The 15186-nt window shown below is 39.7% G+C and carries 17 protein-coding genes and 1 pseudogene; 15 read left to right on the plus strand and 3 right to left on the minus strand.

Features of this window, described 5'->3' with window-relative positions; genetic code table 11:
• Positions 1 to 24: 24 nt before the first annotated feature.
• From ACGTJS_RS09840 to rraA, 5 genes are all read left to right on the plus strand, one after another.
• Positions 25 to 873 carry an OmpA family protein gene (locus ACGTJS_RS09840; RefSeq protein WP_410471930.1) on the plus strand — a complete coding sequence of 283 codons (849 nt, stop codon included), beginning with the start codon at positions 25 to 27 and terminating at the stop codon, positions 871 to 873.
• A gap of 129 nt (positions 874 to 1002) precedes the next feature.
• On the plus strand, positions 1003 to 1305 hold the full coding sequence (locus ACGTJS_RS09845; protein WP_315040924.1) for a BrnT family toxin: 303 nt from the start codon (positions 1003 to 1005) through the stop codon (positions 1303 to 1305).
• Complete coding sequence (locus ACGTJS_RS09850; RefSeq protein WP_410471931.1) at positions 1283 to 1534, plus strand: hypothetical protein; 252 nt, start codon at positions 1283 to 1285, stop codon at positions 1532 to 1534. The genes ACGTJS_RS09845 and ACGTJS_RS09850 overlap by 23 nt, the downstream gene beginning before the upstream one ends.
• 364 nt (positions 1535 to 1898) lie before the next feature.
• Positions 1899 to 2618, plus strand: a complete 720-nt coding sequence (locus tag ACGTJS_RS09855) for an NAD-dependent epimerase/dehydratase family protein (protein ID WP_410471932.1) — start codon at positions 1899 to 1901, stop codon at positions 2616 to 2618.
• A gap of 41 nt (positions 2619 to 2659) precedes the next feature.
• Entirely contained in the window at positions 2660 to 3166 is a 507-nt protein-coding gene (gene rraA / locus ACGTJS_RS09860; protein ID WP_410471933.1) for a ribonuclease E activity regulator RraA, read from the plus strand.
• A gap of 16 nt (positions 3167 to 3182) precedes the next feature.
• Here rraA and ACGTJS_RS09865 read toward each other — a convergent pair whose 3' ends face one another.
• From ACGTJS_RS09865 to ACGTJS_RS09875, 3 genes are all read right to left on the minus strand, one after another.
• Positions 3183 to 3857 (minus strand): YdcF family protein, encoded by a 675-nt coding sequence (locus ACGTJS_RS09865; protein ID WP_410471934.1) that lies wholly within the window; start codon positions 3855 to 3857, stop codon positions 3183 to 3185.
• Positions 3832 to 4890 carry a UDP-N-acetylmuramate dehydrogenase gene (murB, locus tag ACGTJS_RS09870; RefSeq protein ID WP_410471935.1) on the minus strand — a complete coding sequence of 353 codons (1059 nt, stop codon included), beginning with the start codon at positions 4888 to 4890 and terminating at the stop codon, positions 3832 to 3834. Before murB ends, ACGTJS_RS09865 begins: the two co-directional genes overlap by 26 nt.
• Positions 4891 to 4995: 105 nt before the next feature.
• Positions 4996 to 5286 carry an MgtC/SapB family protein gene (locus ACGTJS_RS09875; RefSeq protein ID WP_410471936.1) on the minus strand — a complete coding sequence of 97 codons (291 nt, stop codon included), beginning with the start codon at positions 5284 to 5286 and terminating at the stop codon, positions 4996 to 4998.
• 348 nt (positions 5287 to 5634) lie between these two features.
• Between ACGTJS_RS09875 and bamA the strand changes: the two genes are divergently transcribed.
• The 10 genes and pseudogenes from bamA to cysK all read left to right on the plus strand — a co-directional run bounded on the left by bamA (position 5635) and on the right by cysK (position 14796).
• Positions 5635 to 8022: an outer membrane protein assembly factor BamA gene (gene bamA, locus ACGTJS_RS09880; RefSeq protein ID WP_410471937.1), complete on the plus strand. Its 2388-nt coding sequence runs from the start codon at positions 5635 to 5637 to the stop codon at positions 8020 to 8022.
• A gap of 122 nt (positions 8023 to 8144) precedes the next feature.
• Complete coding sequence (locus ACGTJS_RS09885; protein ID WP_315040910.1) at positions 8145 to 8615, plus strand: OmpH family outer membrane protein; 471 nt, start codon at positions 8145 to 8147, stop codon at positions 8613 to 8615.
• An 11-nt stretch (positions 8616 to 8626) separates the two neighbouring features.
• Entirely contained in the window at positions 8627 to 9649 is a 1023-nt protein-coding gene (gene lpxD / locus ACGTJS_RS09890) for a UDP-3-O-(3-hydroxymyristoyl)glucosamine N-acyltransferase (RefSeq protein ID WP_410473256.1), read from the plus strand.
• 85 nt (positions 9650 to 9734) lie between these two features.
• A complete protein-coding gene (gene fabZ / locus ACGTJS_RS09895) occupies positions 9735 to 10253 on the plus strand; it encodes a 3-hydroxyacyl-ACP dehydratase FabZ (protein ID WP_315040904.1) in 519 nt (172 codons plus the stop codon).
• Positions 10254 to 10334: 81 nt separating this feature from the next.
• Entirely contained in the window at positions 10335 to 11108 is a 774-nt protein-coding gene (gene lpxA, locus ACGTJS_RS09900; RefSeq protein WP_410471938.1) for an acyl-ACP--UDP-N-acetylglucosamine O-acyltransferase, read from the plus strand.
• Between the two features lie 122 nt (positions 11109 to 11230).
• Positions 11231 to 11572, plus strand: a complete 342-nt coding sequence (locus ACGTJS_RS09905; protein ID WP_315040898.1) for an Hpt domain-containing protein — start codon at positions 11231 to 11233, stop codon at positions 11570 to 11572.
• Between the two features lie 25 nt (positions 11573 to 11597).
• Positions 11598 to 12431: an RNA methyltransferase gene (locus ACGTJS_RS09910; protein ID WP_410471939.1), complete on the plus strand. Its 834-nt coding sequence runs from the start codon at positions 11598 to 11600 to the stop codon at positions 12429 to 12431.
• A gap of 85 nt (positions 12432 to 12516) precedes the next feature.
• Positions 12517 to 12708 carry a hypothetical protein gene (locus tag ACGTJS_RS09915; RefSeq protein ID WP_410471940.1) on the plus strand — a complete coding sequence of 64 codons (192 nt, stop codon included), beginning with the start codon at positions 12517 to 12519 and terminating at the stop codon, positions 12706 to 12708.
• Positions 12709 to 12936: 228 nt separating this feature from the next.
• Positions 12937 to 13569: pseudogene (locus ACGTJS_RS09920) on the plus strand (SDR family oxidoreductase); the annotation flags it as partial.
• Positions 13570 to 13809: 240 nt separating this feature from the next.
• On the plus strand, positions 13810 to 14796 hold the full coding sequence (gene cysK, locus ACGTJS_RS09925) for a cysteine synthase A (RefSeq protein WP_410471941.1): 987 nt from the start codon (positions 13810 to 13812) through the stop codon (positions 14794 to 14796).
• The last annotated feature ends 390 nt before the right edge of the window (positions 14797 to 15186 follow it).

The raw sequence follows: 15186 nt of genomic DNA on the forward strand, positions 1-15186 counted from the left end.
TACAATTAAATTTTAGGAAAAAACATGAAAAAAATTCATTCATTTAGCGTTTTAGCCCTATCTGCATTGGCTTTGACAGGCTGTATGGGAACAAAACACCTAAGCCAAAACATCACAGACGAAGGCACAGTACAAGCCGAAGACATTGCTTTTCCAGAGCTTGACAAAGCATGGCAAAAAGATGGTCAATTCCCAAATACTGAAAACCTAAACAAAATCCGTCCCGGCATTGCCAAAGATGAGCTATATCAACTGATTGGTCGTCCTCATTTTAGCGAATCACAACACGCACGTGAATGGGACTACATCATGAAGTTCTATCGCCCAGACGAAACGGTACAAATTTGTCAATACAAAGTGATTTTTGACAAAGAATACAAAGGTCAAGAGTTTTATTGGAAACCTGCCGATTGTGCCAACTATGTCAAACCAATCACCCCAATGCACGCTGATATGCCAGTGGTAGCAGCACAGCCGATTATCAATGAAACCATTGATTTATCAGCCGATGCCTTGTTCTATTTTGACAAATACAAAACGCAAGATATGCTACCAAAAGGCAAACCAGAGCTAGACGCATTGGCACAAAAATTGGCAAACTACAGCCAAAAAGGACGTATGCAAGTGATGGTAACAGGGCATACCGACCGTTTTGGTGATGATATGTACAACATGAACTTGTCATTACTACGTGCCCAAACGGTACGTAACTATTTGATTGACCGTGGTGTGAGTGCAGGTAGCATTTGGGCGACAGGTGCAGGCGAGAGCCAACCTGTTAAACATTGCAGTGAAAGTATGCCAAAACCACAAGCGATTGATTGCTTGCAACCAAACCGCCGTGTGAGCGTACAAGTCAGCGTTTACAAATAATTATCGCTGAACCATAAAATAACCCAAAAAAGGCAATGTAGGTACATTGCCTTTTTTATAATTTATTATGCTATGTTTATTTGTTATAATAAAATTTTTCATCACACTTGCACGACATAAGGAAATCTAATGAATGAGCAAGATTATTCTGATGAGATTTTTGAGTGGAATATTGAAAAATCCCAATTAAATATTATCAAACATGATGGCGTGAGTTTTGAACGTGCTAAAAATGCCATTCTTGATGAATATGCCCTTGTTAATGAATATGAAATTGAAGGTGAGCAACGTTTTGCAAGTGTTGGCATGAATGAATTTGGCGAGATTTATGTGGTCGGTTGGCTATTTCGTGGCGAAAAAATCCGCATTATTACCGCTTGGAAAGCTGACAAAAATAAACGGAGACAATATGAACAAAGACGCTATTTTTGAAGATATAATAAATGCTGATGACTTTAGTACAGCAAAATCTGCAACAACCATTCCGAAACTGAATGCCTTGCGTGAACGTGCTAAACTCAAAGAACAAACACAAGCTATAGCCAACAATGTGCTAGATGATGACGTTATTTATTGGCTAAACCACCAAGATAATAGCACCAAACGCCATATTAACGAAGTTATTCGACATTTTATGGCATTTAAGCCGTTACCGATATAAAAATTTGTAAAATATGATTGTGTAAAGGAAAAAATTATGATTACCTACACGCTAACCGCCCATAACATTACAGCCGATGATGTGCCATTTTTACAAGAAATGTGTAAACGCTTAAAACTCACAGATGTTTTGATAGAGCAATATGAGTAAAGATGCGTTTTATGCCAAAATTCACAAAGCTCGTGTAACTAAGCCTATTAAAATGACACGTCAAGAATTAAAAGGCAGAATGCTCAATGCTCAATGAGTTATGAAATTATAGAAAGCGAAAACAAAGTCGTTATTTTGCTAACTTGTTATGGACATTATGACGATGACGATAAGTAAGGTTTTAAACGATTTTTAATCAAATTTAAGGAAAAATATGCAACGAACCGCAGTGATTATTGGGGCGACAGGTTTGGTCGGACGTTCATTGTTGTTACAATTAACCAGTTTATACAAAAAAGTGATTATCATCGCACGCAGTCAGCCCAAAGGTATGAGCGAAAATATGCACTTTTATCAATTAAAAGATTTTAACCAACTAGACAATCTATTGACAACGCTAAATTTGGACAATCAAGTGGACGCTTTTAGTTGTTTGGGTTCAACCTTAAAACAAGCAGGCAGCGAAGAAGCGTTTTATCAGATTGATTTTGAATTTAATTATGCTTTTGCCAAAACGTGCCGAGAAAAAAATGTGGAACGCTTTTTTTTGCTATCAGCGATGGGTGCGGACAAAGACAGCCGATTTTTTTATAACCGTGTCAAAGGTGAATTAGAAGATGCGGTGATTACGCTTGGATTTCAGCGTTTGGCGATTTTTCGTCCGTCTTTCTTGTTAGGCAAACATGACAATCGTAAACTAGAAAACCTTGCCCAAACTGCATTTGGTATTATCAAACCGATTATTCCAAAAAAATTGTCCGTGCGTCCGATAGAAGCCGAGCGTGTGGCGATGGCGATGGCTTTGACCGCTAATCAGTGGTACATTGCCAATACCTATCATGTGAGCCAAGTGCAACGCAAAAAAGACAACAGCCCACAAACCAAAGTCGTGAGCAATGCCGATATGCTGACGATGACAAGTTTTAACAGTTAATTTTTTAACAAATATTTTATTATCAAAAAAAGGACTGACTTATGAATAAAATTATCACCGATTTTGTTACCTGTGATTTGTTAGACGACAATCCCGACTGCCAAGTATGTATGCCAAATATGGAAGGCAAACGTTTTTATAACTATGGCGGACTGTCAAGTTTTGGCGGTGAAGTGGTTACGGTCAAATGCTTTGAAGACAACAGCCGTGTTAAAGAATTGCTTGCAACCGCAGGCGATGGCAAAGTACTGGTCATTGATGGCGGTGCGTCTATGCGTTGTGCTTTGCTTGGCGATATGATTGCCCAAAGTGCTGTGGACAACGGCTGGGCTGGCGTGATTGTGTACGGCTGTGTGCGTGATGTGGATATGATTGCCAAAATGTCTATCGGCGTAAAAGCCCTTGCCAGCACCCCTAGAAAATCTAACCGCAAAGGCGTGGGCGAAGTGGGCGAAACTTTACAATTTGGTGGCGTTATCATCAAACAGGGCGATTTTATTTATGCTGATAACAACGGTATTATCATCAGTCAACAAGCTTTGATTTAATTTTTTTTAAAATTTATTAATGATTGGTTTTACAATCCACTTGCGGAAAAAAGATATCTCGGACAAATGCCAAAAATTCATACATGGCTCTGCGAGAATGTTTTAAATTTTGTCCGATTTTATGCCAATCGGTTGGCTCGTTTAACTCGGCGATATAAGGCGTGGTCGCAATGTCGTATAACGCAAATTGACGGCGGGCTCGGTTCATGTGATACGGGTCTGTTACCAAAATAACGTTGTGAATTTTTACCGTTTCGGCGGTAAATTTGGCATTTTCGCAGGTGTTAACGCTGTTTTTTTCAGGAACGACCCACCACACATCATGGCGTTGTAGCCACGCCATCATCCATGGGGCTTCTTTGCCACTCACCACGATAGGTAGTTGGGTTTTTTGGTGCAGATTGACGGCGGTTTTTAGCCTAGCTTCGGTATATTGATTGACGATGATATTATTTTGTTGGTCGTTGGTTAAACCACCGCCTAACACGACAATAGCTGTCGTGGTATTGGACAAATTGGCACGTTCTGGCAACGTAATTTCGTTTAACACCGATAACATACCTTTTGAAAACAAAGGCGTAAAAAAACTTGCCACCAACAAAATGCCAAAAATCATCGCCACCGTCAAAAAACTGCCGAGCGTTTGAAAAATACGAGTTAAGGTTTTAATGAGTTTGGCGAATACTTCCATCAGCTTCAATCCATACGGGCTCAGGCTCTAAACGAATAGAAAACTTTTGTTCAACGGTATCTTGTATCAGTTGCATGGCATTTTTGATATCCTGCTGACTGGCAGAAAAAGGAGCATGATTGGTCAAAACCAAGGCTTGATTAATATGGGTCAAAATCGGAAACACGCCTTTGCCTTTTAAACCTGATTGGTCAATCAGCCAACCTGCTGCCAATTTAACATCGTCCGAATGGGGCATAGCAAAGGTAACCAAATTGGGAAATTGGTGTTTTAAGTCAGTCGCAATAGCTTTTTTGACAATCGGATTTTTGAAAAAACTGCCACAATTTGGCAAATCTTTGACATCAGGAATTTTGCTTTGGCGGATTTGGATAATCGCTTGCATGGTATCTTTTGGCGTGATAATGTGGCGGTTATCAGCAGTAGCAATCTCTCTGGCAGTCTTTGCCACATCGCCATATTTGGTATTGATAAGCGGTTTTTTGTGTAGTTTGAAAGTAACGCTCAAAATTAGCCATTTTCCGACTTGTTGTTTAAAAATACTATCACGATAGCCAAACTGACAGTCGGCTTTGCTTAGGGTTTGAAAGGTCATGGTGGGAATGTGAAATGCCGTTACCGACTCCAGCACGTCTTCTACTTGTACGCCATACGCCCCAATGTTTTGCACAGGACTTGCACCGACCCAACTGGGAATGAGTGCCAAATTTTCCAAGCCGTACCAGCCTTTTTCAACGCTTGCCACCACAAAATCATGCCAAACTTCGCCTGCCATCACTTCTAAATGAACAAAATCATCATCTTCAAACAGCATATTTTGCCCTGTTAAAGTGGGAGAAATCACAGTCGCATCAAGGGTTTTTGGCAAAATAATATTGCTACCATTAGACACAATGACAAAGGGCATATTGTTTTGGTTTAAACGTTCAAACAATGGCAAAACGTCATCAATACTATGCAAACAAACCAATTCTTTGGCATGGCAGGTCAATGCCATCGTGTTTAATGGGCTAATATCGGCAGAAAAAGTCATAAAAAACTCAAATGATTAATAAAATAACCGAATAGTCTAGCACTTTTTGCCAAAAGTGAAAAGGTAAAATGATAATTTTTCGCAATTATCATTTAATTTGGAAAATCAATGGACATCGTCAGAACTGTCAATATTTTCAATCAAAGGATTGGCAAGATGAAAAATCATAAAAGTGAACAAGCTAATCAACACCGCAATCTCAAGTCGTCCCATCGCAACCGCCACGCCGACACAAACTGCCGACCAAATCGCTGCTGCTGTAGAAGTCCCTTTCACAATACCATCTTTTTTCAAAATCGCACCGCCACCGACAAAGCCAATACCCGTAATAATACCGCCTAGCACTTCGCCCATAGTACTGTTGTCTTCAGTATTTAACTCAAAACCAAGCAACATAAAAAATCCATAGGGCAAAAAAAGGACGCTTGTATTAGCAAATTTTTTGGTTAGAAGTTATCAAAAAATAAGGAAATAAACAAATATTTAAATAAATCTAAACAAAAAACAATTGCTTTTTTGCTATCATCATCAAACAATAAAAATAAAACAGTAGCGTTTTTATCAAAAACTATCACTCAAATTTTGCAAAAACAATGTGTTATTGTAAAATCTTCACAAAAAAGCGATAAAAAAGCATTTTTTTTGTTGTGATATTTTTACATACCGCTTACAATAGGCGGTATTTTATTTACACTTTAAAACCCCTACGTATTAACGTTCGTGAAAAGTTTTGGAAGATATACTATGCGTAACCCTGCCATCTTTGCCCTTGCTCCTTTAGCAATTATCGCAACCACTGCCCAAGCGGTAGATTTTACGGTGAGTGATATTCAGTTTAACGGCTTGTCTCGTCTGTCGGCGGACAGTCTGTATCCGATTGTCCATATTAACGCAGGTGAAGTGGCGACCGATGCCAGTATCGCCCAAAGTATCAAATCCTTGTATGAAACGGGTAACTTTGCCGACATCAAAGCCAATAAAGTCGGCAATAATTTGGTTTTTGATGTAGTAGAGCGTCCAGTGATTGCCAGTGTTGATTATGATGGCAATAAACTCATTCCAAAAGATGCCTTAACTGAAGGGCTAAAACGCATTGGCATTGCAGAAGGCAATGTGCTAAAACAATCCACACTGGAACAAATCCAAAACGAATTAAAACAACAGTACAATCAACAAGGCTACTACAACAGCGATGTTAAAGTAACCAAAACAGAACTGGATAATAACCGTGTGGCGTTAAAATTTGACTTTACCGAAGGCAAACCTGCACGTGTCGTTGAAATCAATGTGTTGGGCAATCAACACTTTAGCGATGAAGATATCAAAGATGCTATGAATATCAAAGAAACGTCATGGAAAAATATCATCAGCAAATCCGACCGTTATGCCAAAGAAAAACTCAACGCAAGCCTAGAAAATGTAACCGCACTTTACCAAAATGCAGGTTTTATTAAATTTAACATCAATGACGCAGTGCTAAACATTAGTCCAGAAAAAGACAAAGTTTATATTGAGTTAAATGTAACCGAAGGCGAGCAATATCAATTTGGTCAAGTGAACTTTTTGGGTAATCCAAGCTATGATATTGAAAAATTAAAAGAAAATGTCGCCTTTAAACAAGGTGAGCAATATTCACAACGCCAAATCACCACCACATTACAAAATTTTAATACTTTGTATAGCAATGATGGCTATTATTTTGCACAAATTCGCCCTGTACCACGCATTGATGATACCAATAAAACCGTGGATATGGACTTTTTTATTGACCCTGTACGCCCTGTATATGTCCGCCGTATCAATTTTACAGGTAATACCAAAACTGCTGATGAAGTGTTACGCCGTGAAATGCGTCAAATGGAAGGGGCGTTGGCATCAAACGAAAAAATTGAATTATCTCGTGCAAGACTTATGCGAACGGGCTTTTTTAAAACTGTGAATATGGAAGTCAGACCAGTAACCACCACGCCTGACCAAGTAGATATCAACGTTGCAGTAGAAGAGCAACCATCAGGCAGTAGTACTGTGGCAGCAGGTTATTCACAAAGTGGCGGTGTTACTTTCCAAGCAGGTCTAAGCCAATCTAACTTTATGGGAACGGGTAATCGCGTCAACTTGCAGTTATCACGTTCAGAAACGTTGGACAGCTATAGTATTGGTTATACCAATCCGTACTTTACACCAGATGGTGTTTCACAAACTGCCAACATTTATTGGCAAAAAACCAAATACGACAGCAAAAATATCAACAGCTATGTAACTGACTCTTTGGGTGGTATATTGGGCTATAGCTATCCAATTGACGAAAACAAAAGCCTAAGTGCAGGGCTAAATATTGACAGAACGACAGTTAAAGGTGGTCATAATTTAGCCGTTGCACATTATGATTATCTCAACAAACAAGGCAAGTTGAAAGTTGACCAAACGAACGGTATTCCAAGTTTTGAGGCAGGTTTTAACACGTATAGCCTTAACTTGGGTTGGAATATGAATACGCTAGACAGAGGGCATTTTCCGACCAAAGGTATGTCGCACAATGTGGATTTAAACCTAGCCTTTGGTGATGTGGATTATCAAAAACTGGTATATCAAGGCAATTATTACCACCCATTTTATAAAAATACGGTGTTGCGTGGTTATACCAAGCTAGGTTATGGTAATGACTTGCCATTTTGGAAAAACTTTTATGCAGGTGGTTATGGCTCGGTACGTGGCTATGACAATTACACTTTAGGGCCACGCAGCCAGCGTTATCGATATGCAGGGAAGGATACCTATCCTGAAGAGGTGGGCGGTAACGCCTTGGCACAAGTCGGTGCTGAATTGATTTTACCAATGCCATTTAAAGGCGATTGGGCAGACCAAATTCGTCCAGCCTTGTTTATTGAAGGGGCACAAGTATTTGACACCACCAATAAATATGACGAAAAAATTAGCGTCAATGGCAATGAAGTTGCTTTATTAGAAAAATTAGACGGTCAAAAAGACACCGATATGCGATTTAGTGCAGGGCTTGGCGTTACTTGGATTACACCAATTGGACCAATCTCATTAAGCTATGCAAAACCATTGAACAAAAAAGATACTGACCAAATTGACGAAGTACAGTTTGAGATTGGACGTTTGTTCTAATTGGATAAAATTAAATTTGTATTTGTGGCGTGGGTTAGCGATAGTGTAACCCACCGAAGTCCTTGATTTAATGAAAAAAAGAGAAAATGATGAAAAAAATCGTGTGTGTTTTTACTGGAATAATGTTTAGTTCTTTGGCGTTTGCCAACAATGTGGGCGTGTGGGATTCGTATCAAGCCATCACCAATAGCAACTTTGCCAAAGCCAAAATCACCGCAACCCAAAATGCGATTAAACCAAAACAGCAACAACTCAAAACCTATCAAGACAACCTTGAACGGTTACAAAAACAATATCTGAGCCAAGCAGACAAACTGACAGACACCCAAAAAACCGATTTGGCAAAACAAATTCAGACCAATCAACAAAATTACGCCCAGCTGGTGAACCAAATCCAAACCAGTGTGGAAACAAGCGAAAAAGAAATTTTGCAACAAGTTGCCCCAAAATTGCAAAATATTACCCAAACCATCATCAAACAAAAAAATATTGATGTGCTGATTGATAGTCGCAATACCGAAGTTACCTTTGCCAAACCTGAATGGGATATCACCGCTGATATCACCAAAGCGATTAACGAACAAGTCAAATAATGTTGAATAATATGTTAGACGTGGAAAAATTGTTGGCGATATTGGCAGATGATTTACAAAATGGTGATGAAATTCACGCATTTTTTGCCAAAAATCCCAATGCCAGTATTGCAGGACTTGCCCCATTAAATACGGCACAGCCAAATCAGTTGTCTTTTTTGGCAAATCCACGTTATCAAGAACAGCTGACCCATACCAACGCAATGGCGGTTTTGCTAACTACTAATGCTAAGCCATTTTGTCCCACCCATGTTTTGCCGATTGAGGTTAAAAATCCGTATTTGGCATTTGCCAAATTAACCCAAGTTTTTGCTTATACACCTGATATTTTGCCTGATATTCACCCAACTGCCATCGTGTCACCCACGGCTGATATTGGTAAAAATGTGCAGATTGGGGCGTATTGCGTGATTGGTGAAAACGTTGTGATTGGTGATAACTGCCAATTATCCAGTCATGTGGTGATTGAAGATTTTGTTAAAGTTGGACAGTCTTGTCAATTAAAGACACACACATTTGTCGGTCATCATTGTGAAATGGGTGATTTTGTGGTATTACACAGCCATGCCAGTATTGGCAATGATGGTTTTGGTTATGCACCAAAAGGCTTGACGGACGAAAAAGGTTGGCAAAAAATTTATCAACTTGGCAAAGTCGTCATTGGCAATCATGTGCGTATCGGTAGCCAAACCTGCGTGGATAGGGGGGCGTTGGGCGATACTTTGATTGGCAATCATGTGATTATTGATAATTTGGTGCAGATTGCTCACAATGTACAGATTGGCGATGGTACAGTGATTTCGGGCTGTGTTGGCATTGCAGGCAGTGCAAAAATCGGTAAACGTTGTGTCTTGGCAGGTGGTGTGGGCTTGGTTGGACATATTGAGATTTGTGATGATGTAACGATTACAGGCATGACCATGGTAACCAAAAGTATCAAACAACAGGGTAGTTATTCATCAGGCACGCCCATGATGCAAACCAATCTTTGGAAAAAAATGGCGGTTAAAATCAAGCAATTAGTCAAAGAATGATGATAAATTTTAACAAAATAAATTGAATGTGTTATCAAATCATGTGTAAAAAGTTTTTTTAAAAAGTGTAGAAAAAGGAATATTTATGGATACCCAAAACATGACAGAAGCCGATTTTCAAGCCCTGTCCGACCGCAATTTAACCTTACCCATTAACATCATGACTTTGCGAGAGTATTTACCGCACCGTTATCCGTTTTTATTATTAGACAGAATTACCGCCTGTCGCTCAGATGAGTGGATTACCGCTATCAAAAATGTATCGGTCAATGAGCCGTTTTTTAATGGACATTTTCCAGAAGAGCCTGTTATGCCGGGGGTTTTGATGATTGAAGCCTTGGCACAGTCGGCAGGCGTGTTACAATTTATCAGCAAAAATAAAAAACCCCAAGATGGTATTTTGTTTTTATTTGCAGGGGTGGAAAAGGTACGTTTTAAACGCTTGGTTATCCCTGGCGACCAGTTGATTTTACGAGCTCAACGCACGATGGAACGCCGTGGTTTGTCAAAATTTAGCTGTACGGCACACGTTGGCGATGAGTTGGCGGTGAGTGCCGAAATTATGCTGAGCGAACAAATTCGTCAATATGGCAAACCAAATTAATGTTAAAAATGTTAAACTCGTCGGATATTTGGCAATTTTTATCCAAAATGCTATAATCGCAATTTTTATTAAGGAATTTTCATGCACATTCACCCAACGGCAATCATTGACCCAACGGCTGAGATACACTCCAGTGTCAAAATTGGGGCGTATTGTATCATTGGTAATGATGTTACGATTGGTGCGGACAGCGTGTTACATTCTCACGTGGTCGTTGCCAAAAATACTCGCATTGGCGAATGCAATGAGATTTTTCAATTTGCCAGTATCGGTGAAGATTGCCAAGATTTAAAATATCAAGGCGAGGTCACTTGGCTTGAGATTGGCGATTATAATAAAATCCGTGAAGCTTGCAGTTTTCATCGTGGTACAGCCCAAGACAAAGGTTTGACAAAAATTGGTAGCCGTAATTTATTTATGGTGAATACGCATATTGCCCATGATTGTGTGGTGGGCGACGACAATATTTTGGCAAATAATGTCGGTGTGGCAGGTCATGTTACGATTGGCAATCATGTGATTGTGGGTGGCAATTCGGGCATTCATCAGTTTTGCCGAATTGATGATTACAGCATGGTTGGCGGTGCAAGTTTGATACTAAAAGATGTGGCTGCGTTTAACATGGTGTCTGGTAATCCTGCCAAAAGTTATGGCTTAAATATTGAAGGTATGCGAAGAAAAGGCTGGTCAAAACAGACGATTGACACGCTAAAAGACGCTTATAAAATTGCCTTTCGTTCAGGTTTAATCAAACAAGAAGCGTTAGACGAGCTACAAAAACTGCTCACCTTAGAACCAAAAGTACAATTGTTGATAGATTCGTTATCTCGTAGTGAGCGTGGTTTGATACGTTAAATATTTGTTTGATTTTTTTAATAAAAAATAATTGGCTATTTTGGTGATATTTCTATTATAATGTAACTATTTATAATGTGAATATGCAAAGCATTACATGAATTTTTGCCAAGGAGAAAATGATGAGTGAACACATTAATCAAGAACAATTCCAAGAACTAAAAGACTTGTTAGAAGATGATTTTATTGATTTAATTAACACTTATGTGGCAGACAGCGAAAAACGCATTATTGAGATGCAAACAGCGTTTGACAATGAAGATAACCGCATGGGTTTTGAATCAGCTCACAGCCTAAAAGGGGCAAGCTCAAACTTAGGTGCGACCAATTTGACCGAAATGTGTTATCAATTACAAGAAATCTGTCGTGAAGGTCAACTTCACAAACACCAACAACTGATTGATGACATCAAAGCCGAATCACAAGCTGTCAATGCGGATATTCAAGCCCAATTGGACGCTTAATCTCAGTGAATTTTTTTGATTTTTGATGGCTGATTTGTCCCAACCTACCTTGCAAACTTGGCAACGTGCCTTGTTAGACAGTATTCACATTGTCATGGTGAATACCACGTTGCCTGCCAATATTGGCTCGGTTGCTCGTGCCATGCACACGATGGGGCTAGAACATTTAACGGTCGTTTCACCAAAAAAACCACTAGATGATGACGCTTATGCGTTTTCGGCTGGTGGTCGGCATATTTTGGATAATATGAAAGTCGTGGCAAATTTACCGCAAGCGATTGGCGAGATGAACCATGTTTTTGCGACCAGTAGCCGTCAGCGACATATTCCAAAACCTGTGTTAAGCCCACGTCAGTCTGCTGTATTGTTGGTAAATGGTGGCTTAAAACATCTACAGCAACAACAAGCTTTGCCAAAAATCGCTTTTGTGTTTGGGCGAGAAGATAGGGGGCTTACCAACGATGAGTTAAGGCTTGCCGATTATCATGTGCAAATCCCTGCCAACCCTGATTACAGCGTACTTAATGTGGCGATGGCAATGCAAGTCATTGCCAGCGTGTTGTATGAAGAGATTGAAAATGCAACCGTTTTGCAAGATTTGCAAAATAACCAACACGCTCATATTGATTTAACCATTCGCCAAACATGGGACGAACCTGCCATTAACCAAGCCCAAAAACAACAATTAGAACAACGCTTGTTAAACCTGTTATCGCAACTTACCATTTATGACCCAAATCAATCAAAAGTGATGCCTGAGCGTGTCAATCGTTTGTTAGGACGGCTACAATTAGATGTGAAAGAATATCAACTATTACAAGCGATGATAGCCAAAATAAATCAGCGATTAGAGCAATGATATGCCTTAAGGCTTGATAAAAACACTTTTGTAACCATATTGAATACTCATGAGTAATTTTTTGTAGTCGTGAAATTGGTAAAAAATGGCTATAATGCCGTTTTTTAGAACCTGTATTCATAACGTTTCTGCAATGAAAAATGAGATAAATCGCCAGCTTTTCAAGGAAAAAACGCAGACTGATAGTCATTCTACCAGGCAAGTTTTTGATATCGAGCCGCAAGATTTAGCCATTTTTCATGCAAAAGCAAATAAATATTTATTAAAAAACCTGTGAAATTTTACTGCGTAATGTTGTAAATACAGGTTCTTGTTTTTAAATGATAAATTTTAAAAAAAATTGGGCAAACACATGAAAAAATTAGAAGAAACATTCCAAAAAGTTGATAAATATGGCAATTTGATTACCAATAAATTGCTTCGCCGAAAAGATTTAGACAGCCTAAAAGGGGTTGGCAAGGGCAAAACCGTCCTTATCACAGGGGCAAGCTCTGGCATTGGGGCGATGATGGCACGTTATTTTGCTTATTTGGGCTATGATTTGGCGATTTGTGCCAGACGAGAAGAACGCTTAAACCAAATCAAAGAACAACTTGAAAGCGAATTTGGTATTCAAGTATCGGTAAAAACCCTTGACGTTACCAAGCATGAACAGATTTTTGCAGTATTTGACGCTTTTGCCAATGAGCTTGGCAAAATTGACCGTATTGTTGTCAATGCAGGGGTGGGCGATAGCCGAGTGATTGGTTTTGGGCGTTTTGAAACCAATCGCAACACCGCCGAGATTAACTTTATCAGTGCGTTGGCACAATGCGAATCCGCTATGAAAATTTTCCGCAAACAAAATAGCGGACATTTGGTGGTGATTTCGTCCATGTCTGCGGTGCGTGGTTTGCCACGTCATTTGACAACGTATGCCGCCGCCAAAGCAGGGCTTGCCAGCCTTGCCGAAGGTATTCGTGCCGATATGTTAAACGAAAAACTGCCGATTCATGTGTCCACCATTTACCCTGGTTATATCCGCACCGAGCTGAACATTGGGGCAAAATATTTGCCATTTGAAAGCAGCGAAGAAGACGGCGTAAAAGCGATTGTAGAGGCGATTGAGGCAAAAGTTGATGAAGCGTATGTCCCTGCGTGACCTTGGTTACCAATTGGCATTGGTATGAAAGTGCTGCCGTTAAAAATGATTGTGAAATTTTTATAACGCAAAAATTGCATAACTTTATTACAAACGGTAATAGAAAACATTGGCAAATTTTTGTAAAATGATAAGGTGTTTGAGAAAATCAAACGCCTTTTTTTATCACATTTTTAAACCTTTTACATTTTTTTAACCACTTTTTAACAACTATTTTTTAGCAAAAAAGGAATCATTATGACAAATTTTACCAGTACCGCCATTTTTGAGAACAATGCCGAGGCGATTGGCAACACACCGCTTGTGCGTTTGAACCGTTTAATGCCAAAGGGCGTGACCGTTTTGGCAAAGATTGAAAGCCGAAATCCTGCTTTTTCGGTCAAAGACCGTATCGGTGCGAGCATGATTAGCGATGCTGAGCAGTCAGGCAAACTCAAAGCTGGTATGCACATCGTTGAACCAACTAGTGGTAATACGGGCATTGCGTTGGCGTTTGTGGCGGCGGCAAAAGGCTATCCGATTACTCTTGTTATGCCTGCGTCTATGAGTATGGAACGCCGAAAAGTCTTGGCGGCGTTGGGGGCAAATTTGGTTTTGACCGAACCTGCATTGGGTATGAAAGGGGCTGTGGAAAAAGCCAACGAAATCGCCAATAGCGACCCAAGTCAATACTTTGTGCCACAGCAGTTTGACAACCCAGCCAATCCAGCCGTTCATGTAAGAACCACCGCACCAGAGATTGATAATGCGACCAATGGTAATGTGGACGCTGTGGTGGCAGGCGTGGGTACAGGCGGTACGATTTCTGGGATTGCCAAATATTTTAAACAAGTTAAAGGCAAAAATATTCATGCGGTTGCCGTTGAGCCAGCAGAATCACCGATTATCACCCAAACCTTAAATCACGAAGAAATCAAACCTGCACCGCACAAAATTCAGGGTTTAGGGGCGAATTTTATTCCAAAAAATTTGGCGTTGGATTTGTTAGATGATGTGGCTCGTGTGTCTAGCGAAGAGGCGTTAGCATTTGCAAGACGTGCGATGACCGAAGAGGGGATTTTGTGTGGCATTTCGTGTGGTGCTGCGTTAAAGGCGACTTATGATTTGGCAAGCCGTCCAGAGTTTCAGGGCAAAACTATTGTGGTGATTTTGCCAGATGGGGGCGAGCGTTATTTGTCAAGCGTGCTGTTTGATGGTGTGTTTACAGGTGAAAATTTTGCCTAAAATAATACCATTCCCAAAATATAAAGTGCTTTTGTGGGTTGGGTAGAGCAAAGTGATACCCAACTCTTTTAAAAATATATTAAGAACCTGCATTCACAACATTACGCAGTAACATTTTACAAATTTTAAAAGTAGATATTTATTTGCTTTTGCATGAAAAATGGCTAAATCTTGCGGCTCGATGTCAAAAACTTGCCTGATAGAATGACTATCAGTCTGCGTTTTTTCCTTGAAAAGCTGGCGATTTATCTCATTTTTCATTGCAAAAACGTTATGAATACAGGTTCTAAAAATGTTGGACGTCATTGTTCCACCCAACTTATTTACGATTTTTCATTTTTGGGTACAGATTATAACTTAGGGTTAATTACTTGTAAAATGATAGTAGTT

It is taken from the genome of Faucicola mancuniensis, from assembly GCF_046523945.1.
GTDB lineage: Bacteria > Pseudomonadota > Gammaproteobacteria > Pseudomonadales > Moraxellaceae > Faucicola > Faucicola mancuniensis.

Bases quoted from the DNA above. Each gene is read 5' to 3' on its own strand.
- ACGTJS_RS09840 (WP_410471930.1), top strand. From the start codon at position 25: ATGAAAAAAATTCATTCATTTAGCGTTTTAGCCCTATCTGCATTGGCT.
- ACGTJS_RS09845 (WP_315040924.1), top strand. From the start codon at position 1,003: ATGAATGAGCAAGATTATTCTGATGAGATTTTTGAGTGGAATATTGAA.
- ACGTJS_RS09850 (WP_410471931.1), top strand. From the start codon at position 1,283: ATGAACAAAGACGCTATTTTTGAAGATATAATAAATGCTGATGACTTT.
- ACGTJS_RS09855 (WP_410471932.1), top strand. From the start codon at position 1,899: ATGCAACGAACCGCAGTGATTATTGGGGCGACAGGTTTGGTCGGACGT.
- rraA (WP_410471933.1), top strand. From the start codon at position 2,660: ATGAATAAAATTATCACCGATTTTGTTACCTGTGATTTGTTAGACGAC.
- ACGTJS_RS09865 (WP_410471934.1), bottom strand. From the start codon at position 3,857: ATGGAAGTATTCGCCAAACTCATTAAAACCTTAACTCGTATTTTTCAA.
- murB (WP_410471935.1), bottom strand. From the start codon at position 4,890: ATGACTTTTTCTGCCGATATTAGCCCATTAAACACGATGGCATTGACC.
- ACGTJS_RS09875 (WP_410471936.1), bottom strand. From the start codon at position 5,286: ATGTTGCTTGGTTTTGAGTTAAATACTGAAGACAACAGTACTATGGGC.
- bamA (WP_410471937.1), top strand. From the start codon at position 5,635: ATGCGTAACCCTGCCATCTTTGCCCTTGCTCCTTTAGCAATTATCGCA.
- ACGTJS_RS09885 (WP_315040910.1), top strand. From the start codon at position 8,145: ATGTTTAGTTCTTTGGCGTTTGCCAACAATGTGGGCGTGTGGGATTCG.
- lpxD (WP_410473256.1), top strand. From the start codon at position 8,627: ATGTTAGACGTGGAAAAATTGTTGGCGATATTGGCAGATGATTTACAA.
- fabZ (WP_315040904.1), top strand. From the start codon at position 9,735: ATGGATACCCAAAACATGACAGAAGCCGATTTTCAAGCCCTGTCCGAC.
- lpxA (WP_410471938.1), top strand. From the start codon at position 10,335: ATGCACATTCACCCAACGGCAATCATTGACCCAACGGCTGAGATACAC.
- ACGTJS_RS09905 (WP_315040898.1), top strand. From the start codon at position 11,231: ATGAGTGAACACATTAATCAAGAACAATTCCAAGAACTAAAAGACTTG.
- ACGTJS_RS09910 (WP_410471939.1), top strand. From the start codon at position 11,598: ATGGCTGATTTGTCCCAACCTACCTTGCAAACTTGGCAACGTGCCTTG.
- ACGTJS_RS09915 (WP_410471940.1), top strand. From the start codon at position 12,517: ATGGCTATAATGCCGTTTTTTAGAACCTGTATTCATAACGTTTCTGCA.
- cysK (WP_410471941.1), top strand. From the start codon at position 13,810: ATGACAAATTTTACCAGTACCGCCATTTTTGAGAACAATGCCGAGGCG.